This window comes from Brevibacterium sp. OS20, assembly GCF_056837565.1.
The window spans coordinates 2,443,680-2,466,032 of sequence record NZ_CM166367.1 but is presented as its reverse complement, the minus strand read 5'-3'; the positions used below and the strand labels follow the sequence as shown (position 1 = coordinate 2,466,032).

Genomic DNA, 22,353 nt, shown 5'->3' with positions numbered 1-22,353 from the left:
CCCGAGCCGTCGTCAGTGACGGTGCTCGGAGTCGTCGGCAATCCGTAATGGACTTCGACTGATGTGAACACTTCCAAATCACTCTGGTGAAGTCAATGGTTTTGAGCTAGATTTTTGAACGTTCGATAATCTGCCGGGCGAGCCGGGCAGGGAGAACAAAAGGCGAGGTCGGGGTGCTTGCGAGCGGAGCTTCGCAGAACGGCGTCGAGGTTTTGAGTCGCTGGACCCGGCTATATGTCTGAAAGGTGAGCAAACAATCGTTCAGTGACGGAATTGGTCTACAGTGGCCTTAGCTGCATGGGAGAGCTGTGTCACATCGGTTCCGGTGCAGACGCGAACCGCAGTCGAACACTCGGTTCCCCACGGCAATGACGCAACATCATCTTTAGGAGCTTGTTCATGACTCGTACAGCAATCGTCACAGGTGGAGGCCGCGGCATCGGAGCCGCCATCGCCAAGCGACTCGGAGCCGACGGACTCAAGGTCGCCGTTCTTGATATGGGCCCCACCGATGAGACCGTTGCCGCCATCAAGGAAGCCGGCGGCGAAGCGCTCGGCCTCGAAGCCGATGTCTCTGACGAAGACTCGGTCAACGCTGCGGTCAAGCAGGTCGCCGAGACCCTCGGCGCGCCGACCGTTCTGGTCAACAACGCAGGGATCCTGCGTGACAACCTCCTGTTCAAAATGACTCACGAGGAGTTCAACAAGGTTCTCTCCGTCCACCTCGGGGGAGCGTTCCTCATGGCTCGGGCCGTGCAGTCGTACATGGTCGAAGAGAAGTTCGGCCGCATCATCTCGATGTCCTCCACCTCGGCTCAGGGCAACCGCGGACAGACGAACTACTCCGCTGCCAAGGCCGGCATCCAGGGAATCACGAAGACCTGGGCGATCGAGCTCGGCAAGTTCGGCATCACCGCGAACGCCATCGCTCCCGGCTTCATCGAAACCGATATGACCAAGGCCACCGCCGAGCGCGTAGGTATGGGCTTCGAGGAGTTCGTCGAAGCTTCGGTCAAGCAGATCCCCGTGGCACGATCGGGCAAGCCCGAGGACATCGCCCACACGGCATCGTTCCTCGCCTCCGAGGGTGCCGGATTCGTCTCCGGTCAGGTCATCTACGTCGCCGGCGGTCCGAAGGACTGATCGCCACCGTCCTCACGACGAGTTCACGAACATCTTCGAAAGGTGAGACCCATGAGAGAAGCAGTGATTGTGTCGACGGCTCGCACGCCGATCGGCAAGGCCTACCGTGGTGCCTTCAACGACACCCAGGCTCAGGAGTTGGCCGGCCATGCGATCAAGCATGCTGTGGAGCGCGCCGGTCTGGAAGGCGGTGAGGTCGAGGACGTCGTCTTCGGTGCCGCTCTGCAGCAGGGCAGCCAAGGGACGAATGTCGCTCGGCAGGCGGCACTGCGAGCCGGTCTTCCTGTGACGGTTCCGGGCATGTCGATCGACCGGCAGTGCGCTTCCGGGCTGATGGGCATTACGACCGCGGCGAAGCAGGTCCTCTTCGACGGCCAGGAGATCGCCGTCGGCGGTGGCGTGGAGTCGGTGTCGCTGGTCCAGAATGACAAGATGAACACGTTCCGGGCCAAGGATCCGTGGCTCGTGGAGCGCATCCCGGGCATCTACTACCCGATGCTGGCCACGGCCGAGGTGGTTGCCGAACGCTACGGTGTCAGCCGTGAGGCTCAGGACGAGTACTCCCTGTCTTCGCAGCAGCGTACCGCCGCTGCTCAGGAGGCCGGACGGTTCGATGACGAGATCGTGCCTCTGCCGACGACGAAGGTCGTCGTCGACAAGGAGACGAAGGAGACCTCGCGTCAGGATGTGCTCCTCGAAGCCGACGAGGGCAACCGCCCATCGACGACGATCGAAAGCCTCGCCGGACTCAATCCGGTTCTCGAGCCCGGTGTGGCGTCGAAAGTTCCGAGCATCACTGCCGGCAATGCCTCTCAGCTCTCTGATGGGGCCTCTGCTTCGGTGGTCATGTCGAGCGATGAAGCCAGCCGACGCGGACTTGAACCGTTGGGCATCTATCGCGGCATGGCCGTGGCCGGCTGCGAGCCGGACGAGATGGGCATCGGTCCTGTGTTCGCCATTCCGAAGCTGCTGAAGACTCATGGTCTGTCGATCGATGACATCGGACTCTGGGAACTCAACGAGGCGTTCGCTGTCCAGGCGCTGTACTGCCGTGACCGGCTCGGCATCGACCCGGAGAAGTACAACGTCGACGGCGGCGGCATCTCCGTCGGACATCCCTATGGAATGACCGGCGCCCGGCTTGTCGGACACGCCCTCATCGAGGGACGTCGCCGTGGAGTGAAGTACGTCGTCGTCACGATGTGCATCGGCGGGGGCCAAGGCGCAGCCGGACTGTTCGAAGTCTGCTGAGGCATTGCCGGCAGCTCAGCAGGAACGGTGGGCCGACGATTCTCCGGTCATTCTGACCGAGAATCGCCGGCCCTTTCTGCGTGCTCCGTTGATGTGGAGACCGACGACTCTCGGGTTGAGAGGACCTGCCGCAGGGCATTGCGGGGTTGTCGGAGTCGTCTCAGAACGGTGGAGGTTCGCCGTTGTCCCAGAACCAGCTGCGCATTTCGGCGTTGTCCTCGTCTGTACGCGCGGTGCCAGATGTGGTGCCGGAACTGCTCGGCGCAGGCGTGGGTGTGAAAGCGAAGAGGTCGTCGGCGGTGAGCTCCCTCCAGCCAGGGGAACCGTCGGCCGCGGCCGGTTCAGGGCATTCCCGTGCTCGCTTCCGATCGCCGGGCGCGGGATCAGCGGTGTCTGCATCGCCGCTGTGCGCAGACGACGTCTCGGCGCCAGACTCAAGATCGCTGCCGGACCCAGCACCGCTGCCGGGCTCGTGCTCGGCTGCTGGAGCGCTTTCGCAGGTCAGAGGACCCTCTGTGCTCAACTCCTCCGGTGCTGCTGCTCGTCCCATGCGGGAGAGGCCCCTGCCGAACCGTTCGAGGAACAGCCGCGCATGCTCAACGCTGATCGGGTTGTCCGGTGAGACGACCTCCACGGTGACGCCCTTGCGGAAGACGTACTCCAGGTGGCCGGGCTCGGTCATCCGCACGTCGAAACTGCCGTTGGTCTTCTGCAAGTGGTGCGCCTTGCACAGGCAATGGAGATTTCCGAAGCGGGTGAGGCCACCTCGGGTCGGGTCGGAGTGATTGAACGGGTCGATGTGGTCCACCTCTGACACTTCGGCGGGCTGAGTGCACCCGGGGAAGGTGCACGTAACGAACTGTGCGACGAGAGTTTTGCGTACGCTGTTGGGAATGGCGTAGGACGTTGCCTTCGCATCGACCGGTGTTCCGGTCGCAGGGTCGGTCAGCAGCCGGGTCCAGGTGGTGGAGTATCCTGCGACCCGCCGCGCCATGTCGGCGGGAATCGGCGACCCGTTTGGAAGCATGCCCGCCAGATCGCACACCTCATTTGAGGTCAGCGGTCCGTCAGGTCCTGTAGCCGGTGTGTTTGAGTGGGTCGGTGCGGTCGGTGCGGTCGGTGCGGTCGGTGCGGTCGGTGCGGTCGGTGCGGTCGGTGCGGTCGGTGCGGTCGGTGCGGTCGGTGGTTCGGCCGTGGGCGGCAGGTCCGGGGAAACTATGGGCGGCGGTGGCGCATCAGGGGGATCGGTGCTCAGTGGCGGTGGACCCGGCGGATCGTTTGTCGGCGGCGGCGCACCCGGGGGATCGGCGGTAGGTGGCGGAACGTTGCCGTCTTCCGACTGGAATTGGGTGAGCAGAGTCAGCAGAGGAACGGTGATGAAGGTGCTGGCCTGATTTGCCAGCCAATACTCATTGGTCGGCATATCAAGCAGGAACTCGAAACTGATGCGGCGCTCGCCGGCGTCGAGGATGGGATTGCCGAAAGCATCGATTACTCCCGCTGTCTCTGCTCCGGTGCCCTCAGCTGCGGGGCGAGCTCCGCTGGCACGCGATCCGATGAAAGTTGAGAGCGCGTCGACCTTGTCGCGGTCCGTGGCGCTGTTGCTGCTGAGGATGGCCTCGAGCATCTGGGATTCGAAGACGCGGTCGGCCGGTGTGGTGGGTGCATCGGTGGTGGAGCCATCTTGAGCGGAGGTTTCCGAATCGGTTGGCACAGGTTGAGCCTGTGATTGGCAGCCGGTCTTGTCCATGTCGTCGAATACCCGCTCGATGTAGTCGAGCAGGGACTCACCCTCGTGCATCGGTGTGCCGTCGGGTCCGGCGAAGAGGCCGTCGAGAGGGAAATCGGTGCTTGTCGACGAGCTGTCGGTGTCGTTCGTGCTGATGATGCGCAGCTTCAGCTGCGGACGCGTGCGCGTGAGGATGTCGAACATGAGAGCCGAGATCGTACGCTCCTCATCAAAGCAGTCTCCAGCCTTCAACTGACCTGAGAACGCACTCGTATGGCTCTTATGCACTGCCCGGGCAAAGGCGTCGAGCCTTCTGAAGCACGCTTGAAGCTCCGGTGCGGGCCCGGTCAGGGTTGAGGTACGCAGTCCCATCGTCGCCGCTGCTGAAATCGACCCGACGACGCAGTGAAACACTCTTCAGAGTGTCCTCGGCCGGTTGGATTACCGCGATTTTCAAGGCGACCGAGCGCTTGAACGTCTCGATCGTGATGTCGGCGCGCCTGTGCGCCAGATAATCGTCGAACTCCGGCAGGTGCTCGAAGTGCAGGTCACGGCATGCGCGAGTGACACAATCGACGTGCTCGATCGTGAAGTCCCCATCGAGGCATCGCTTGAGGAACTTCGGAAGTCCCTGGGTCAGCGTCATCGACGAGGTCATATGCCTGAGCGAGTTACTCGTCGTTGCCCCGAGGAGACTCGAATAGACCCCGGCCTCAGTCGGTTCGATGCTGCCGCGCAGCCACGTGAAGAACGTCAGTTTCGGGTCGTAGCCGGGAAAGTCAGGCAGCAGAGCGGGGTCGGTCAGCAGCTGCTTTGCCAGCTTCTTCACGCGACGAGTGCGGCGACCGGCAGCGCGGTCCTTCTTCCGTCCTTTGTCTGCGTCGATCTTCCTCCCGGTTTCGGCCTCGACAGCGGCCAGTGCCTGGGTCCATGCACGTGTCTCTCTTCGGGTCCAGCTTCTGGTCGACGAGAATGCGTCGTCGTCAGCAACGTCGACGATGCAGTCGTCGCCGTCGGACTTACGATCGACTCCCTTGTCCTCGGGCAGACGGTGCCGGGCAGCGGTTCTGGTGAAAGATGCGAATTCGTAGACCGTATCGAGCCGAGTGCCCATGAGCCCCAGAGCGTAGGCGACATCCTGGGCCACGACGTGGCTGGTGGCGATAAAGGAATTGACCTGGGCGAGGCTGCTCTGCGCATAGGTGCTCAGCAGGTCGACAAGCTCATTCTCCTCGGCGATCTCCATGCGACGTCCGTGAGCGCGGCGGAACTGGGACAGAGCTCGACGGTCAGCCCCTGCAGGGGGAGCGGTGGGCAGACCGAATTCCTGTCCGTCGCTGTCTCCGATGTTCTTCATCGGTCTCTCACCTCTCCACGCCTCTGTGGAAGTCAGTCGTCAGGGAAGTCGGCTATCTCAATTATATGATCCGCCGCTATGAATTCACATAACAATACGATTACAAATAGAACAAGCAAACTAGCAGATGCGATAAGAATCGATTGGTAGTCATCCTTATCGACTCTGGTAAGTTTGTCCTCTGACTCTACAGTTCGGCACTGACACGACATTGCGATCGAGCTGAGCCCGTGGCTGCTCTGAAGTGATCCATCGCGACAGACTCACCGCACCGCCGGTTCGCGACAGGCTCACCGCACCACCGGTTCGCTAGAATCGGGGACGTGGCAGCGATCGACAAAGACATTCTCCGTTTGGCCCTTCCCGCACTCGGAGCCCTGATCGCCGAACCCATTTTCCTGCTTACGGACACGGCCATGGTCGGCCACCTCGGTGCCGGTGCCCTGGGATCGCTGGCGATCGCCTCGACGATCCTGCAGACGGTGCTCGGTCTGATGATCTTCCTCGCCTATGCTACGACGCCGCGGGTGGCGAAACGGATGGGATCGGGGGACCGGCCGGGCGCGATCACGGCCGGATTCGACGGAATCTGGCTGGCACTGGGAACCTCCGTCCTGCTCATCATCATCGGGCTGCCCCTGCTGAATACAGCGATCGAGGCCTTCGACCCGGATCCGATCATCACCGCGGGCGCACACTCCTACCTTGCGATCTCATGGTGGGGGCTGCCATTCATGCTCATGGTCATCGCGGCCACCGGACTGCTGCGCGGACTTCAGGACACGAAGACCCCGCTGCTCGTCGCGGCCGCCGGCTGCATCGCCAATATCGGCCTCAACGCCATCTTCATCTACGGCCTCGACATGGGAGTCGCGGGATCGGCGATGGGCACGGTCATCGCGCAGGCCGGAATGTGCACGGTCTACCTCACCATCTCCATCCGCGCGGCCCGTCGCCTCCACGCCAGCATCCGCCCTGACTGGACAGGCGTGTTCACCTCGGCGAAGACCTCCGGATGGCTATTGGTGCGCAACGCCTCGCTGCGTGCTGCCCTCATCCTCCTCGTCTTCCTGGCCACGGCGATGGGCACGACGGACCTCGCCGCGATCCAGGTCGCTCAGAGCATCTTCTTCGCTCTCGCCCTCGCCCTCGATTCCTTGGCCATCGCGGGCCAGGCGATGATCGGCCTCGAGCTGGGGGCGAAGAACACCGAGGCGGTCGCCGCGATCAACCGCCGACTGTGCCTGTGGGGGATCGTCTTCGGCATCGTCGTCGGCGTCGTCCTGTTCGCCGGCTCCGGAATCATCCCCCGTGCCTTCGCCTCGGACCCGGCCGTAGTAGCGGCACTGGCCGCCCTCCTGCCGGTCCTCGCCTTGAGCATGCCGATCGCAGGCTTTGTCTTCGTCCTCGACGGAGTGCTCATAGGAGCTGAGGACGCGAAGTATCTGGCTCTGGCACAATTGGTCGCTGTGATCGGATACGCAATTCTGCTCATCCCGATCATCAGCATCTGGCCGGGAGCACCCGGGCTCTGGGCCGGCTTCTGCATCGGATTCGTCGGTTTCCGCGCCCTGACACTGGGCTGGCGAGTACGCAACCGGGCGTGGATCGAACGCGCCGTCGAGAAAGGAATCTCATGAACGCTGCACACACTGACGCTCATGATTCGCAGAACACCTCCGCTGATTCGCCGGAGACCTCCGCCGAGGCGGCCGCCGCCTCCCTGCGCGGACGGATCCGTCCGCTCCCGGCCGAGACCGATGACGAGACCTTCCTGCCCTTCCTCGATCTGTGCTTCAACTGGTCGATGGACAGGCCCCGAATCGAACTCGAGGACCTCCGCTACCGCAGCGATGCCGTCTTCTACTACCGCGGCTGGGGACGAGAGGGAGATATCGCCGTCGCCGCGCACGCCGAAGCCGATGCGCAGTCGCCGATCGTCGGACTCGCCTGGGTGCGTCTGGCCGATATCGACGATGTCGTCGGGAGGGCCGATGAGAAGGTGGGCGGAGACTTCGCCGCAGCATTGGACAAGACCGGCACCGAGGTGGTCCGCAGCGAAGTCGTGCCCGAGGGTGACGCTGACGCTGAGGTTGAGGCTGATGCTGGGGCTGGCTTAGGTTCAGATGCACCGGCCGGTGCCGACACCGACGGGTCCGCTGACGCAGACAACGCAGCCGCCGAGTCCGAGGCCGCCGAGTCCGCGGCCGTCGATCTGACGCCGTCGGATGAGCAGATGCCCTTCACCGGGTACGGCTGGGTCGCAGCCGACATCCCTGAACTTTCGATGGCAGTGCTGCCCGACCACCAGGGGCAGGGAATCGGCGGCGCCCTTCTCGATACGGTCTGCGCTCTGGCGCGGATGAGCGGCTTTCCCGCCGTCAGCCTGTCCGTCGAGGACGGCAACGGGGCGGCGAAACTCTACACCGACCACGGATTCGTGTCCGTCGGACGCAACGGCGACTCGAACGTGCTCGTCCGCAAGCTCGGCTGAGGCACACCGCTGCCGAGATTTCGCAACAGCTTCTGGAGCTGGAATTTACTGAGGCGCAGTCAGCTCCTCAGCCCCCTGGCCCTTTTATGGAAGGTCCGGAAGATTCGGAAGTTCGAGCTCCTCGAGCCAAGGGCGGACCACCTCGGCGATATCACGCTCTGCCACTTCGGAGACACAGCGGATGAACTCCTCGGTGCTCACCGACGAATGACGGTACCGCTTCGTCCACTCGCCGACGGCGGTGAAGAACTCCGCATCGCCGAGCTCGATGCGCAGAGCATGCAGGCACAGGGCACCGCGCTTATACACGCGGTCATCGAACATGTCCGGCCCGCCCGGATCACCGAGCATGATGTCCTGAGGCTGAGCGGACAGCTCCTCCCACCACTGCCGCGCACGTTCATCGGCGCTCGCACGCCCGGATTCCTCCGACCACAGCCACTCCGCATAGCAGGCGAAGCCCTCATTGAGCCAGATGTCCCTCCACCGTGACGGTGTGAGCGAGTTTCCGAACCACTGGTGCGCCATCTCGTGGGCGACGAGACGCTCGGCCTCCCACTCCGGTCCCAGATGATTGGGACCGAGCACGGACAGCGGCTGCGACTCGAGCGGGATCTCGAGCACATCATCGGTCACGACCACGTCATAGACGTCGAACGGATAGGGTCCGAAGCGGTCGATGAACAGGTTCATCATTCCGTGTTGGACACCGAGGCGTTCGACTGCCACATCCCAATGATCATCGGCATAGACGCCAAGGGGAACAGGGGACTCTGTCCGGCTGTGCCTCGTTCGCTTGCCCGCCGAATCGTGAACAGACACGTCCTTACCGGCAGCGCCGGCGACTCCTCGGACAGCGCTCGATAGGGCGTCTCCGGCCGAACCGGCAACGGCATCCTTCGCCGCCCCGCGCATCGCGGCGCCGAACCTCGTCGCACCGGAGCTCAATGGAATCTGCCCGAACTTGTAGCGACCGATCTGCACCGTCGCCAAATAGGTCGCCAGGGGAGTCGTCGACTCATAGGTCCAGCGGGTCCGCCCTGCCTTGCGCGTCTTCTTCGTCAGCGACCCATTGGACACCACCGTGTACTCGGACTCGACGAGCACCGAGACCCTGTACTGGGATTTGTTCGAGGGATGGTCATTGCACGGGAACCAGGTCGAGGCACCGACGGGCTGACCGGCCACGAGCACCCCGTCTTCGAGCTCCTCCCAGCCGACGTCTCCCCAGGTGCCGATCGCCGGTTCCGGATTGCCCGTGTAGCTGATGTCGATGACCACAGGCTGGTCGCTCTTCAGCGCAGGGGTCGTCAGCCGCAGCTTCTTCCCTCGTGCGGAGAAGCGGACCTTCTTGCCGTTGACGCTGGCTTTCGTCACCCGCAGACCCGTGAGATCGAGGACGATCGACGAAGTTTCCGTGAGGACGCGTCCCTTGAGCACCGCCCTGGCGGAGAGCCGATTCGGGCCGATCCGGTAGTCGAGGTCGAGATCGTAGTGGTCGATGTGAAGGTCCGCATTGCCGACGCCCTGGGTGTAGGAATCAAGCATGCGATCGGCTCGATCGGTCGCCGTCTCGGTCTTCTTCTTCGAGTGAGGGAAGTTCTGGGGCATCCACCCAGGGTATGACAGGATTGCCGCTGAAGTAGGCATGGGCGGGCACGAACTCGCCGCGCATGACCAGCGACGTCGCCCCGACAGTGGCGTTCTCCCCCAGGGTGGAGGCCGGGAGGATGACGCTGTTGGGTCCCAAAGTGGCACCGGGATCGAGCTGAACGGTATCAAGGCTCATCACCCGATCATGGAACAGGTGAGTCTGGACCACACAGCCGCGATTGACCGTCGAGTTGTCCCCGAGATCGACGAGGTCAGCCTCCGGCAGCCAGTAGGACTCGCACCATACGCCGTGCCCGATCTTCGCACCCATCGCCCGCAGGTACCACACGATCGCCGGCGTGCCCACGGCGTTCCGGGCGAACCAGGGAGCGGCCACGAGCTCGACGAAGCAGTCGGCGACCTCGTTGCGCCAGATGAATGACGACCACAGCGGATGCTCCCCGGGCCGGATCGGACCGGCGAGGATCCATTTCGCAGCCACGGCCAGTCCCGCCGCCACGGCACCGGCGGCCATCATCACGACCCCCGAGGTGAGCAGGGCCAGCAGCACGGAGGTGAGGAACGTCGTCGATTGAGCGGCCACCCCGCCCGGCAGACCGAGGAAGAACCAGATGGTGAGCACGACAGCGGTGATGAGCACACCGCCGGCGATGATCGATGAGATCCGCAGAGTCTCCCAGAAGGCACGGGCGGCCTTGACACCGAAGGTCGGGGCATAGGTGAGCGACTCGTCGGATTCCACGGCGGCGCGGCGCAGCTGCACCGGAGGAGAGCCGAGCCACGACGACCCCTTCTTCGCCTTCGCCGGCGCCGCCGAGAGCACCGCGACCAGCGAGTTCTTCGGCACTCTGCGGCCGGGAGAGGCGATTCCCGAGTTGCCGAGGAAGGCGCGTTTGCCGACCTTCGCGCGCCCGGCCCGCATCCAGCCGTGGCCGAGTTCGTAGCTGGCGACCATGGTGTCATCGGCGAGGAAGGCACCGGCCGCGATCGTCGTCATCTTCGGAACGAAGACAACGGTGGAGATCTCAGTGCCCGGACCTACCTTCGCACCGAGGAGGCGCAGCCACCACGGGGTGAGCATCGACGCGTAGAGGGGGAACAGCAGGTCCCGGGCCATGTCGAGCAGCCGCTCCGTCGCCCACACCCGGTAACCGCGGGCCGAGCGGACAGGGAACTCTCCCTCTTCCATGCCGATCGCCAGGATCCGCACAGCGATGAGGATGAACAGTGCAGTGGTGAAGAACCACAGGCAGGCCACGACCGGTGACCACGCCACCAGCAGCCAGGGCGACTCGACGACCTCGATCCCGGACAGAGCGAGCATCAAGGCGATGCCCGGCAGCACAGCGAGATACGGCAGCAGCGCATTGATCTGCGAGCCGACGGCGTAGAACAGGAACGGCAGACGCCGCCTGGGCGGGGGAGCAGGCCAGGACTTCTTCGCCTTCCCGACGCGCACGGCCGGTGAACCCGAGTAGATCTGATTCTTCCGAACCCGTCCGGTCACTGCGGATCCGGCTTCGATGAGGGCCCCGACGCCCACCTCGGCGCCGGGCATGAGCGTCGACCGGGCGCCGATCGTGGCGTTGCGACTGATGTCGATGCGTCCGATGCGCAGCAGATCGCCATCGACCCACCAGCCCTTGAGATCGACCTCGGGTTCGACCGCCGCACCCTCGCCGAGGGTGAGGAAACCGGTCACCGGCGGCACCGAGTGCAGATCGGCATCGGGCCCGATGCGGTTGCCCAACAGCTTCGCATACCAGGTCACCCAGGGTGCGCTCGCCACCGATACCGCCGCAGCAAGATCGGCGATATGCTCGGCCAGCCACAGCCGCTTGTGCACCCAGCCAGAGCGCGGATAGTCCCCGGGCCGGATCCCTATCATGAGCAGACGCGCCGCTCCCGCAGAGATGAGCATTCGCCCCCAGGCGGTGACGAAGACGAGGAAGAGGACGATGATGACCGGCCACGGAGTCAGCGGCAGATCCGCGCCGAGTCCGACACCGATATTTGCCGCCAGCATCGCCAGCACCACCCACCGAACCCCGCCGAGGATGTGCACCGGGATCCCGAGCAGAACCTGGAAGGCCTGCATCCCCCGGGAGGTGCGTGTGATCGTGCGCTTGGGACCCGTCGGTCCGATGCCGGATCCTTCTTCGCCGAGGCAGAGCCTGGACAGGGCGCCGAAGCGCGGATGGGCGTAGATATCGCCGACGGTGACGCTGGGATGGCGGGTGCGCAGCCGGGACACGAGCTGCGCTGCTCCCAGTGAACCGCCGCCGGCGGTGAAGAAGTCCGTAGCGCTGCCGGGTCGGGCACCGAGGACCGCGGCCCACTGCTCGGCGACCCACTCCGTGTCCTCGTCGAAGACCTCATCGGATCCGGCCGCCTCGGGGCCGTCATCGAGCGGCCACGGCAGGGCATTGCGGTCGACCTTGCCCGAGGTCTTCGTGGGCAGATCCTCGACGAGAGCCAGACGGGGAACGAGCGCGGCCGGCAGTTCGTCACGCAGTCGGGCCTCCCAGGCGGAAAGATCGGCCTCGCCGGAACCGGCACCGGGGGCGAGATAGCCGATGAGGACGTCCGTGCCGGCCGCGGTCTTCTTCACCGCCGCCGCGGCACCCTCGACTCCGGGCAGAGCCTGCAGGGCGGCATCGATCTCACCGAGCTCGATGCGCCTGCCCCCGAGCTTGATCTGCTCGTCGGCGCGACCGACGAAGATCAGCCCGGCCGGATCGTTGACGACGAGGTCGCCCGACCGATACGCCCGCTCCCAGCCGAGACTCGGCATGGGGGCGAACTTCTCGGCGTCCTTGGCCGGGTCGAGATAGCGGGCCAGACCGACCCCGCCGATGATGAGCTCACCGGTCTCTCCATCGGCGACGGGCACGCCCTCGGCATCGACGACGGCCAGGTCCCAGCCCTTGAGCGGCAGGCCGATGCGCACCGGCTCGGATCCGTCGAGCATGGCGGCACAGGCGACGACGGTCGCCTCGGTGGGACCATAGGTGTTCCACACCTCGCGGTCATCATCACTGAGCCGCCGTCCAAGTTCAGGCGGACACGCCTCGCCGCCGAAGATGAGGAGGCGGACATTGTCGAGACTCTCCGCCGGCCACAGCGCGGCCAGGGTCGGCACGGTCGAGACGACGGTGATCTGTCGCGACGACAGCCACGGACCCAGATCCATCCCGGACTTCACCAGCGCACGCGGGGCCGGGACCAGGCATGCTCCGTGCCGCCATGCCAACCACATCTCCTCGCAGCTGGCGTCGAAGGCCACGGACAGTCCCGCCAGAACGCGGTCGCCGGGACTCAGCGGCTCCTCGACGCAGAACAGGGCCGCCTCGGCGTCGACGAAGGCCGCGGCCGAACGGTGGGTGACGGCAACGCCCTTCGGGGTGCCCGTCGACCCGGAGGTGAAGATCACCCAGCAGTCGTCATCGGGAGTGGGGGACCGCAGCTCGGAACGGTCGAGGGGGCCGCGGTCGGTGCGGGATTCGATGTGTGGTCCGGCGGTGATCACTCCGGTCACGGCCGCCTCGGCGAACACGGTGCGCGCCCGCTCATCCGGATCGTCGACGTCGACGGGAACGTAGGCCGCGCCGAGCATGAGCGTGGCGAGGATCGCCAGGTACAGATCCACCGACCCCGAAGGGACACGGACGCCGACCTTGTCACCGGGGCCGATCCCGGTCTCGGCCATCTCCAGTGCGAGATCGCGGATCGCGGTGATGAGCTCCGAATAGCTGAGCACCCGTGTGCCGTCGTCGAGGGCCGGCTGATCGGGATGCGCGGCGGCCGACTCGAGGAGGACGTCGATGAGGGTGCGGTCCTCACGGGGCCGTACAGGGGACGGGAACTGCGGTGCGTATTCTCTCACGTGTCTTCCGGGTCGTTCGGGAGCTGATCGGCGCCGGGCCGACCGGTGCCGCCGGTGACCATAACCCAGGAAGGTGTCGCGGACGTGAACACGGGTCGGGGTGCGAACAGTGCGCGTTCCGGTTCCGATGTCTGATCTTAAGTCACTGTTCTCCGTGTCACCGCCCTGATCGTCACGGAGCGGTCGTCCGTGATAGATGTGAGGGGACGGCCGCTCACGGTCGACCAGCTGATTTTCAACGATGAGGAGCACGCCCATGGTCACAGTTCTCACCCACGCCACGGTCTTCGACGGAACCCGCTTCCTACCCGGCACCCGGGACGTCGTCATCGACGGCGGACGGATCGCCTCGGTGGCGGAAGGAGGGCAGGGTTCGCACAACGCCGGAGACGACCACATCGACTGCACGGGGAAGACGATCATCCCCGGAGTCATCGACTGCCACGTCCACCTCACGAGCAGTGGCGCGGCAGCCACCTCGAACTTCCACGACCCGTTCTCGCTCCAGTTCTATAACTCCGTGAAGAATATGGAGGCCACCCTCAAAGGCGGAGTCACGACCGTGCGCGATGCCGGAGGCACCGACCTCGGTGCGAAGGTGGCCGTGGAGACCGGTGTGGTGCGCGGGCCGCGGCTGACGATCGCCGTCAACATCATGTCCCAGACCGGTGGCCACGGAGACTTCCACCTCGTCTCCGGGGCGGAGTCTCCCTTCCTGGCCCCGCACCCCGGCCGGCCCTCGGGGGTCGCCGACGGACTCGAAGAGGTGCAGAAGAAGACCCGCGAACTGCTGCGGGCCGGGGCCGACCACATCAAGATCTGCTCGACCGGGGGAGTGCTCTCCCCTCGCGACGATCCGCGCCACTCGCAATTCACCGAAGCCGAGATCGCTGTCATCGTCGCCGAGGCGGCCGCCCAAGGTGCGCATGTGATGTCCCACGCGCAGGGCGCACCGGGAATCAAGAACGCCGTCCGTGCCGGGGTGCGCTCGATCGAACACGGAATCTACCTCGACGACGAAGCCATCGACCTCATGCTCGAGCACGGCACCTTCCTTGTCCCGACCCTGCAGGCCCCGCAGGCCGTCATCAAGGCCGCCGATGCCGGTGCCGGGCTGCCTGCCTCCGTCGTGGACAAGGCCCGTCGCGTCGTCGACGCCCATCAGGAGTCGATCAGCCGGGCCCACGAAGCAGGAGTCCCGATCGCGCTGGGCACCGATGCCGGAGTCGGCCCGCACGGGGAGAACCTCGAAGAGATCAGCCTGCTGGCCGAGGTGGGACTGTCCACGACGGAGGCGCTCGCCGCCGGAACCTCCGTGGCAGCCCGCCTGCTCGATGAAGATCGGGTCGGCCGAATCGGTGAGGGCGGACTGGCCGACCTCGTCGTCGTGGACGGCGACCTGCGCACCGCCGACGTCCGTGGAATCGAGAACCGGGTCAACTCGGTCTACCTCGATGGTGGGCGCGTCTGAGCGGTCACCGCCTCGGTGGGTGAGATCGGTCTCGACCGGCCGCTCTGTGAGGGAAACCTAACCTAACGGGGCTATGATGGGAGCGACCGATCCGTGAAGCCGCAGTGCGTCCGCGCAGCGGAATGCCCAGAGTGAGGAGTGCGCCGCACCGATGAATCCGCTCGACTGGTCGTTTCCGATCGCAGTGACATGGCTGATCATGTTCGGCATCATTGTCGTCCGCGCCGGCGGCACCTTCGTCCTCGGCCGCTTCGCCCGCAAGGGAATCCGCAAGTTCCACCGGGTCGAGAAGATCATGGCCGGACCCAAATACCGCCGCGCCGAGGACACCATCGACCGCTTCGGGGCGCCCGTCGTGGCCCTGAGCTTCCTCACCGTCGGGCTGCAGACCGTGGTCAACCTCGCTGCCGGAACCACGGGGATGCGCTACCGCCGCTACGTCCCGGCGCTCGCCGTCGGAGGATCGCTGTGGGCGCTCATCTACTCGACCGTCGGATTCCTCGGCTTCAAAGCAGTGGCCAAGGCCTACCAGGCCGAACCGGGACTGACCGTCGGGCTCGGTCTCGTCTTCGTCGTCGCGATCGGCGGTCTGCTCATCGGACTGCGCAAGGATCGCATTCCCGCCGAGGAATCGGCCTCCGCCTCGGCGAACTGACCGGCACCTCTGCTGACTCACCGGCCGCCTCGGCGAACTGAACGATCTTCGCCGGCGGCTCTTTGCATCCATGGGCAAGCTACGTCCGTGTGGCAGACCGTGGTCCGATGCGCTGCGCGAGTTCAGTAGAGTAAGACAGCGTCAACGTCGACTGGACGAGCCTGCTCGTCGACACTGAGTAAAGGAGTCCCCGGATGGTCGTGGCCTGGTGGAGCATCATTCCGTTCGTTCTGCTGCTCGGATGCATCGCGGTGCTCCCGCTCATTCCGGCCACGGAGAAGATCTGGGATCGCAACCTCGTCAAGCTCATCGTCGCGCTCATCCTCGGTGTGCCGATCGCCGTGTGGTTCCTGCTCAGCGGAGAGTCGACGACCGTCATCCACGCGCTGCTCGAGTACTTCCAATTCATCATGCTCATCGGCAGCCTCTTCGTCGCCTCGGGCGGAATCTTCCTCGTCGGCGACATCAAGGCGACTCCGCGGAACAACACGATCTTCCTCGCTGTCGGCGGTGTGCTCGCCTCGTTCATCGGCACCACGGGTGCGGCTATGCTGCTCATCCGCCCGATCCTCAACACGAATCAGGACCGCAAGCACCGCACCCACACCGTCATCTATACGATCTTCATCGTCGCGAACTGCGGCGGTCTGCTCACACCGCTGGGCGACCCGCCGCTTTTCCTCGGAATGCTGCGCGGAGTGCCATTCGAATGGACATTCGGGCTCTGGCCGTACTGGCTGTTCGTCAACGCCCTGCTGCTCATCAGCTACTTCGCACTCGATAAGAAGATGTATGCGAAGGAACCGGCCGAGGCGCTGGCCAAAGATGCCGAGTATGTGACTAAACTCGGCCTGCGCGGCGCCAGCGGTCTGCTGTTCCTCGCGATCATCATCGTGGCCGTCGCTTTCATCCCTTCGGTCGACCTGCATGCGATCGAAACAGGACATGCGAGCGCCTCGGACTTCGTGCCGTGGCGTGAGCTCGTCATGCTCGTCTCCGCGGTGACGTCATTCCTCGTCGGTGACCGCGGTGCACGGTTCAATCTCAACAAATTCACCTGGACGCCGATCCTCGAGGTCGGGTCGCTCTTCATCGGCATCTTCCTCACGATGATGCCGGCCCTGCAGTACCTGGGGCAGATCGCCCACAAGATCCCGCTGGGCGAGATCTCCCTGTTCATCTTCACCGGCGGTCTGTCCTCCGTGCTCGACAATGCTCCCACCTATGTCACCTTCTTCGAGATGGCCGCCCAGGTGCCGGGTGAACCGAAGGTGGCGGGAGTGCCCGAGACCCTGCTCATCGCGGTCTCGCTCGGCGCTGTCATGGGTGGGGCCATCACCTACATCGGCAACGGACCGAACTTCATGGTCAAGTCCGTCGCAGATTCGGCGAATGTGGCGATGCCGAGCTTCGGCGGCTACGTGTGGTGGTCGCTGCGCCGTCTGGTGCCGATCCTCGCCTCGATGGTGCTCATCTTCATGACCGGTTCACTGTGGTGGATTCTGCTCGGAGTCCTGGTCGCGCTCGTGATCCTCGGGCAGGCCGGACGTGACCTGCGCGCGGCGAAAGTCGTCAAGGCAGAGTGAGGGCCGCAGCCGGCGTCGGCCTCTACTTCACCGGCAATGGTGCCGTCTTCGCCGCTCTCCTGCCGTGGTATCCGCTGCTCGTCGACCGACTCGGACTGAGCTCCTGGCAGTTCGGCCTCGTCGTCGCCTGCTTCGCCGGCGGGTCGCTGCTGTCCTCGGTCCTGCCCGCCGCCCTCATCGCCCGATTCGGAGCGCACCGTGTCGTCATCGTTGGGACGGTGATGCTCGGTGTGGCCGCCTCGGCGACGGCGTGGTCGGTCAACGGCGTGATGATGGCGATCTGTCTGCTCCTGTTGGGGTGCTGCGATGCCATCGTCGATGTCGCGCAGAACGTCGTCGGCATCTCCGTCCAGGAGCGGGCCGGTCGCACGATCCTGTCGTCGATGCATGCGCTGTGGAGCCTCGGCGGTCTGCTCAGCGGAGCCGCCGCAACCGCGGCCGCCAGCTCCGGTGCCGACATGCGGGCGTGGCTGGGACTCATCGGAGTCGCAGGCGTGGTCATCACGATCGTTGGGCGCCGTCTCATCGGAGACTATGCCTCGCCGAGGCGGGTCGCCGATTCCGACGCCTCTCCTGTTGGCCGTGGCGGAGACGGGGCCGTGGGGCGATCGAAACGGATGGTCCTCTGGGCTGCGCTGCCCTTGGCGATCGTTGCGATCTGCGGTGCCGCGGTCGAGGACATTGCGAACAACTGGGCGGGGCTGGCCGCGGTCGAATTCGCAGGAGTTCCGGCCGCCTCGGCAGGGATCGCCTTCAGCATCGTCATCGGCAGCCAATGCCTCGGACGAATCAGCGGGGACGTGCTCGTGACGAGGTTCGGAGGCGGTCGGATCGCGGGCTTCGGTGGCGGTCTCATCGCATGCGGCGGAATCGGCGTCATCGCGGCCCAGGAGCCCGTTCTGCTGCTCGTCTCGATGGGAGCGCTCGGATTCGGGTCAGCGACGCTCGTGCCCGGAGCACTGGGAGCGGCCGCTCGTCTGCCCGGTGTCGGGCGTGCCGGGGGAGTGACGCTGGTGAACTGGCTGATGCGGGTGGGGTACCTCGGGACGAGTCCGCTGGTCGGGGTTGTCGCCACCGGAGGGGGACTGCGGTGGGGACTCGGCATCCTCGTGCTCGTCGGCCTCCTGACCGTGGTCTTCGCGAACCGCTTGGACGTCCGTCGGACCTGACGAGTGTGGGCGGGATGTTCCCTGGCTCGAGTCAAGTCCCCTGGCTTGGATTGAATAGACGTCGCCACAACGCGGGGCTGACAGGTTCGGGGAACGAAAAATGTGCCGCTCCTTCGTCTCAGCGAAGTGGCGACACATTCTATTGAAAGCGGGTGATGACCCGGGTGGTCGGGCTAGCGGGATTTGAACCCACGACCTCTTCACCCCCAGTGAAGCGCGCTACCAAGCTGCGCCATAGCCCGTTACCGTACTCCCTCGTGGGCAACGAGAACTAGCTTATACCGATCGGAGGCCAACTGCCAAAACCGCGTTCCGTGACCTTCGAAAAACAGGTATCATCCCAGGTAGATACCGAAGAAGCGGGTCCTGCAGATGCCTGACAGGGTGACTCAGTAACATTTCCGTTTCGTGATTGTTATGAAAGTGGCCCAGGCGGCTATGCTTGGTACACCGACAAACTAGAGGAGTCGACATGGCAGATCTGGATTATCCAGTGTCTTTGCGGTACTCGCGCGACCACGAGTGGGTTGCGACCACGGAAGACAACGCAGTAGTCCGTGTGGGTATCACTGATTTCGCCCAGGAACAGCTGGGTGACGTCGTCTATGTCGACCTGCCTGAAACCGGGGATTCGGTCACCGCAGGGGAGTCCTGCGGTGAAGTCGAGAGCACGAAGAGTGTCTCCGATCTGATCGCACCTGTGTCGGGGACCGTCACAGAGGTCAACGACTCACTCGACGATTCACCGGAGACGGTGAACTCGTCTCCCTTCGAAGACGGGTGGATGTATCTCGTCGAACTCAGTGACCCCACACAGCTCGAATCGCTGATGGACAGCGAGACGTACAAAGAGCTCATTCAGAGCGAGGAGGCGTAATGTCGCAGAACCACGATCAGAATCGTCCGACCCCCTCGCAGCCCTGGTATGACAACGGACAGGTCCCGCAGTCGAAGAAGTTCCCGTTCGGGGCCGGAAACGGCAATGGCGCTGACGAGTCCGCGACTCGGATGAACCCTCAGGTCGACCAGAACGGTCAGGGGAACACCCCTCCCTACGGTCAGCAGCCTGCCGACGGTGCCCCGCAGGCACCGCAGTACGGCAATGGCCAGCAGTTCGGCGGAACGCCCCAAGGTGGCCAGAACTACGGCGGAACGCCCCAGGGCGGCCAGAGCTATGGCAATGGTCAGCAGTTCGGCGGCACCCCGCAGGGCGGACAGAACTATGGTGCGTCGCAGCCGGCGAATCAGCCGTATGCCGGACAGGGGCAGGGCAGTCAGGGGCAGCCGCAGTATCAGCCTCAGCAGAATCAGTATCCGCCGCAGAACTACGGCCAGCCGCAGAGCGGCCAGCCGCAGAGCGGTCAGCCTCAGGGCGGCCAGGGTCAGCAGCAGTACGGCTCCAATGGTGCCGGTCAGTTTGCGCAGCCTCAGGGCAGCCAAGGTCAGCCGCAGTACGGGAACCATCCGCAGCAGGGCGGCCAGCAGCAGTACGGTTCGAACGGTGCCGGCCAGTACGGCCAGTTCGATCCCAACCAGCAGCAGGGCAGCCAGCCCGGCCCCGGCCAGTATGGTCAGCCACAGTCCGGTCAGCCCCAGTCGGGTCAGCCCCAGGGCGGCCAGCCGCAGGGCGCTCCGACGAACGGTGGACAGGACCCGATGAACGATTCGGGCAGCCAGCAGTTCCAGGGAATCCTGGATCCGCACACCGGCGAGATCCACCCTGTGCCCGACCTCGAAGGTCTGCAGGACGCCGATGCTCTGCTCGTCGTCGTCTCCGGACCGGACTCCGGTTCACAGATCCTGCTCGACACCGACGTGGTCACGGTGGGTCGCAGCCCGAATGCCGACATCTTCCTCGATGACGTCACGGTCTCGCGTAAGCATGCCGAGTTCATCCGCACTCCCAGCGGGTTCACTCTGCGCGACACGGGTTCGCTCAACGGCACCTATGTGGGCCGTCAGCTCATCGACTCCATCGAACTGCAGAACGGAGCCGATGTGCAGATCGGCAAGTTCCGAATGATCTTCCAGCAGCGTCCGCGCTCCTGACCGGGGGATAATGTCAAAAGTCGAAGTCGAGGTTGTCGGCGTCCGCATCGAAATGCCCGCCAACCAACCGATTCTGCTGCTCAAGGCCAGCGAACCTGCTTACTATCTGCCGATCTGGGTCGGTGCGATCGAGGCCAATGCGCTCTCGATCGCGCAGCGGGGACTGACCCCGCCGCGCCCCATGTCGCATGCTCTGCTGCTCGACGTCCTCGAGAAGTACGGGGCCGAGCTGCAGGACGTGACGATCACCGGCAAGGACGGTCAGATCTTCCTGGCAGAGCTGCACACGAATGACGGGAAGTCGATCTCCGCGCGCCCTTCGGACGCGGTGACACTGGCGCTGACAGCCGACTGCCCCGTGTTCGTCGAAACACAATTGCTTGAAGAGTCCGGAATCGAAGCCCCCGAGGCCGATGAAGAGGAAGTCGCACAGTTCAGAGACTTCCTCGACAATGTCTCGGCCGAGGACTTCGAGACCGGTACCGAAAACCCATGAAAGTGAAACATTGAGTCTCCACACCGATCCGGTCCTGTCCAACAGAGAAATCGCCGCTGCCGGCCACGACAATCTCCGCGGTCTCGACGACTGGCGAGAGATGGATCCGAAGCAGCAGCCGACGTATCTTGACAGTGCTGCGCTCGACGAGGTGCTCACCGATCTGCGCAACTCACCCCCGTTGGTCTTCGCCGGTGAAGCCGATGTGCTCAAGCAGCGGATCGCCGCCGCCTCGCGCGGAGAAGCCTTCGTCCTGGCGGGCGGCGACTGCGCCGAATCCTTCGACGGAGCCCAGGCGGACAAGATCCGGGCTCGTGTGCAGACGGTTCTGCAGATGGCAGCCGTGCTGACCTACGGCGGATCGATGCCCGTGGTGAAGATCGGCCGCATGGCCGGTCAGTTCGCGAAGCCGCGTTCGGCCGATATGGAGACCCGTGACGGAGTCACCCTGCCGTCGTTCCGCGGCGACATCGTCAACGGCTACGAGTTCACCGAGGAATCCCGCCGCCACGATCCGGAACGTCTGCTCAAGGCGTACCACATCTCCGCTTCCACGCTGAACCTCATCCGTGCGTTCACCCAGGGCGGCTTCGCCGATCTGCGATTCGTCCACGACTGGAACCGCGGTTTCCTCGCATCGAACCCCGGCTACCAGCGCTACGAGCAGACCGCTGCCGAGATCGACCGTGCCATCCGCTTCATGGATGCCTGCGGAGCCGACTTCGATGCGCTCAAGACCACCGAGTTCTACGCCGCCCACGAGGCGCTGCTGCTCGAATACGAACGTGCACTGACTCGCATCGACTCACGCACCGGTGAAGCCTACGACGTGTCCGGACACTTCCTGTGGATCGGCGAACGCACCCGCGAGATCGACGGCGCCCATGTCGACTTCCTGTCCAAGGTGCGCAACCCCATCGGCGTCAAGCTCGGACCCACTGCCACGGCTGATGACGCCCTGGCCCTGGCCGAGAAACTCGACCCGGACGCCGAGCCCGGCCGCCTGACCTTCGTCACACGCATGGGTGCCGGTCAGATCGGTGAGTCGCTGCCGGCTCTGCTGTCGGGAATCGGCGACCGTCTGCCGCATGTGACCTGGGTCTGCGACCCGATGCACGGCAACACGATCACCTCGAACACCGGGTACAAGACCCGCCGCTTCGAAGACGTCATGGCCGAGGTCGAAGGATTCTTCAACGCGCACCGCGATGCGGGCACGATCCCCGGTGGACTGCACATCGAACTCACCGGCGATGACGTCACCGAGATCATGGGCGGGGCCACCGAGATCGACGACGAGGGCCTGCGTCGCCGCTACGAGACCCTCGTCGACCCGCGCCTCAACCACGATCAGTCGCTGGAGATGGCGTTCCAGGTCGCCGAGTACCTCACCCGACGGCAGTAACCGCCACAACTGACAAAGCCGGGGGCTCCGCAGAATCTCTGCGGAGCC

16 protein-coding genes and 1 tRNA gene are annotated in these 22,353 nt (G+C 64.7%); 12 read left to right on the top strand and 5 right to left on the bottom strand.

All coding sequences use genetic code 11. From position 1 onward, the window contains the following. Nucleotides 1-399: 399 nt before the first annotated feature. Both ACVZTU_RS11040 and ACVZTU_RS11035 read left to right on the top strand, forming a co-directional pair. On the top strand, nt 400-1,143 hold the full coding sequence (locus ACVZTU_RS11040) for an SDR family oxidoreductase (RefSeq protein WP_259358864.1): 744 nt from the start codon (nt 400-402) through the stop codon (nt 1,141-1,143). 51 nt (nt 1,144-1,194) lie between these two features. Further along, nucleotides 1,195-2,394 (top strand): acetyl-CoA C-acyltransferase, encoded by a 1,200-nt coding sequence (locus ACVZTU_RS11035; protein ID WP_259358863.1) that lies wholly within the window; start codon nt 1,195-1,197, stop codon nt 2,392-2,394. 160 nt (nt 2,395-2,554) lie between these two features. On the opposite strand, the gene ACVZTU_RS11030 is transcribed toward ACVZTU_RS11035, so the two are convergent. After that, nucleotides 2,555-4,327 (bottom strand): HNH endonuclease signature motif containing protein, encoded by a 1,773-nt coding sequence (locus tag ACVZTU_RS11030; protein ID WP_482400389.1) that lies wholly within the window; start codon nt 4,325-4,327, stop codon nt 2,555-2,557. 76 nt (nt 4,328-4,403) lie between these two features. Beyond that, nucleotides 4,404-5,480 (bottom strand): hypothetical protein, encoded by a 1,077-nt coding sequence (locus tag ACVZTU_RS11025; RefSeq protein WP_482400388.1) that lies wholly within the window; start codon nt 5,478-5,480, stop codon nt 4,404-4,406. A 323-nt stretch (nt 5,481-5,803) separates the two neighbouring features. On the opposite strand from ACVZTU_RS11025, the gene ACVZTU_RS11020 reads away from it, so the two are divergent. Both ACVZTU_RS11020 and ACVZTU_RS11015 read left to right on the top strand, forming a co-directional pair. After that, nucleotides 5,804-7,120 (top strand): MATE family efflux transporter, encoded by a 1,317-nt coding sequence (locus ACVZTU_RS11020; protein ID WP_139469744.1) that lies wholly within the window; start codon nt 5,804-5,806, stop codon nt 7,118-7,120. After that, nucleotides 7,117-7,974, top strand: coding sequence for a GNAT family N-acetyltransferase (locus tag ACVZTU_RS11015; protein ID WP_482400387.1), 858 nt, complete (start codon nt 7,117-7,119; stop codon nt 7,972-7,974). Before ACVZTU_RS11020 ends, ACVZTU_RS11015 begins: the two co-directional genes overlap by 4 nt. Nucleotides 7,975-8,058: 84 nt before the next feature. On the opposite strand, the gene ACVZTU_RS11010 is transcribed toward ACVZTU_RS11015, so the two are convergent. Both ACVZTU_RS11010 and ACVZTU_RS11005 read right to left on the bottom strand, forming a co-directional pair. Then, entirely contained in the window at nt 8,059-9,585 is a 1,527-nt protein-coding gene (locus ACVZTU_RS11010) for a M1 family metallopeptidase (protein WP_482400386.1), read from the bottom strand. Further along, on the bottom strand, nt 9,515-13,474 hold the full coding sequence (locus tag ACVZTU_RS11005; protein WP_139469745.1) for a Pls/PosA family non-ribosomal peptide synthetase: 3,960 nt from the start codon (nt 13,472-13,474) through the stop codon (nt 9,515-9,517). Before ACVZTU_RS11005 ends, ACVZTU_RS11010 begins: the two co-directional genes overlap by 71 nt. Nucleotides 13,475-13,730: 256 nt before the next feature. Here ACVZTU_RS11005 and ACVZTU_RS11000 point away from each other — a divergent pair, with 256 nt between their 5' ends. From ACVZTU_RS11000 to ACVZTU_RS10985, 4 genes are all read left to right on the top strand, one after another. Next, nucleotides 13,731-14,945, top strand: a complete 1,215-nt coding sequence (locus ACVZTU_RS11000) for a metal-dependent hydrolase family protein (RefSeq protein ID WP_482400385.1) — start codon at nt 13,731-13,733, stop codon at nt 14,943-14,945. 151 nt (nt 14,946-15,096) lie between these two features. After that, nucleotides 15,097-15,600: a DedA family protein gene (locus tag ACVZTU_RS10995; protein ID WP_181271731.1), complete on the top strand. Its 504-nt coding sequence runs from the start codon at nt 15,097-15,099 to the stop codon at nt 15,598-15,600. A gap of 194 nt (nt 15,601-15,794) precedes the next feature. Beyond that, on the top strand, nt 15,795-17,186 hold the full coding sequence (locus ACVZTU_RS10990; RefSeq protein ID WP_139469748.1) for a sodium:proton antiporter: 1,392 nt from the start codon (nt 15,795-15,797) through the stop codon (nt 17,184-17,186). Continuing rightward, nucleotides 17,183-18,355 (top strand): MFS transporter, encoded by a 1,173-nt coding sequence (locus ACVZTU_RS10985; protein ID WP_482400384.1) that lies wholly within the window; start codon nt 17,183-17,185, stop codon nt 18,353-18,355. The genes ACVZTU_RS10990 and ACVZTU_RS10985 overlap by 4 nt, the downstream gene beginning before the upstream one ends. 165 nt (nt 18,356-18,520) lie before the next feature. Here ACVZTU_RS10985 and ACVZTU_RS10980 read toward each other — a convergent pair. Continuing rightward, a tRNA-Pro gene (locus tag ACVZTU_RS10980) sits at nt 18,521-18,597 on the bottom strand. A 230-nt stretch (nt 18,598-18,827) separates the two neighbouring features. On the opposite strand from ACVZTU_RS10980, the gene gcvH reads away from it, so the two are divergent. From gcvH to ACVZTU_RS10960, 4 genes are read left to right on the top strand one after another with little or no spacing between them, the layout of a single operon-like run. Then, nucleotides 18,828-19,232, top strand: a complete 405-nt coding sequence (gcvH, locus tag ACVZTU_RS10975; protein WP_139469750.1) for a glycine cleavage system protein GcvH — start codon at nt 18,828-18,830, stop codon at nt 19,230-19,232. Continuing rightward, the gene (locus ACVZTU_RS10970) at nt 19,232-20,404 is read left to right on the top strand and encodes an FHA domain-containing protein (protein WP_482400383.1); all 1,173 of its coding nucleotides are present in this window, start codon (nt 19,232-19,234) and stop codon (nt 20,402-20,404) included. The genes gcvH and ACVZTU_RS10970 overlap by 1 nt, the downstream gene beginning before the upstream one ends. A gap of 10 nt (nt 20,405-20,414) precedes the next feature. Beyond that, nucleotides 20,415-20,900 carry a bifunctional nuclease family protein gene (locus ACVZTU_RS10965; RefSeq protein ID WP_101546269.1) on the top strand — a complete coding sequence of 162 codons (486 nt, stop codon included), beginning with the start codon at nt 20,415-20,417 and terminating at the stop codon, nt 20,898-20,900. A 10-nt stretch (nt 20,901-20,910) separates the two neighbouring features. After that, entirely contained in the window at nt 20,911-22,305 is a 1,395-nt protein-coding gene (locus ACVZTU_RS10960; protein ID WP_173153058.1) for a class II 3-deoxy-7-phosphoheptulonate synthase, read from the top strand. Nucleotides 22,306-22,353 lie beyond the last annotated feature (48 nt).

Coding starts and splice junctions, on each gene's coding strand:
- ACVZTU_RS11040 (WP_259358864.1), top strand. CDS start 400: ATGACTCGTACAGCAATCGTCACAGGTGGAGGCCGCGGCATCGGAGCC.
- ACVZTU_RS11035 (WP_259358863.1), top strand. CDS start 1,195: ATGAGAGAAGCAGTGATTGTGTCGACGGCTCGCACGCCGATCGGCAAG.
- ACVZTU_RS11030 (WP_482400389.1), bottom strand. CDS start 4,327: ATGTTCGACATCCTCACGCGCACGCGTCCGCAGCTGAAGCTGCGCATC.
- ACVZTU_RS11025 (WP_482400388.1), bottom strand. CDS start 5,480: ATGAAGAACATCGGAGACAGCGACGGACAGGAATTCGGTCTGCCCACC.
- ACVZTU_RS11015 (WP_482400387.1), top strand. CDS start 7,117: ATGAACGCTGCACACACTGACGCTCATGATTCGCAGAACACCTCCGCT.
- ACVZTU_RS11010 (WP_482400386.1), bottom strand. CDS start 9,585: ATGCCCCAGAACTTCCCTCACTCGAAGAAGAAGACCGAGACGGCGACC.
- ACVZTU_RS11000 (WP_482400385.1), top strand. CDS start 13,731: ATGGTCACAGTTCTCACCCACGCCACGGTCTTCGACGGAACCCGCTTC.
- ACVZTU_RS10995 (WP_181271731.1), top strand. CDS start 15,097: ATGAATCCGCTCGACTGGTCGTTTCCGATCGCAGTGACATGGCTGATC.
- ACVZTU_RS10990 (WP_139469748.1), top strand. CDS start 15,795: ATGGTCGTGGCCTGGTGGAGCATCATTCCGTTCGTTCTGCTGCTCGGA.
- gcvH (WP_139469750.1), top strand. CDS start 18,828: ATGGCAGATCTGGATTATCCAGTGTCTTTGCGGTACTCGCGCGACCAC.
- ACVZTU_RS10970 (WP_482400383.1), top strand. CDS start 19,232: ATGTCGCAGAACCACGATCAGAATCGTCCGACCCCCTCGCAGCCCTGG.
- ACVZTU_RS10965 (WP_101546269.1), top strand. CDS start 20,415: ATGTCAAAAGTCGAAGTCGAGGTTGTCGGCGTCCGCATCGAAATGCCC.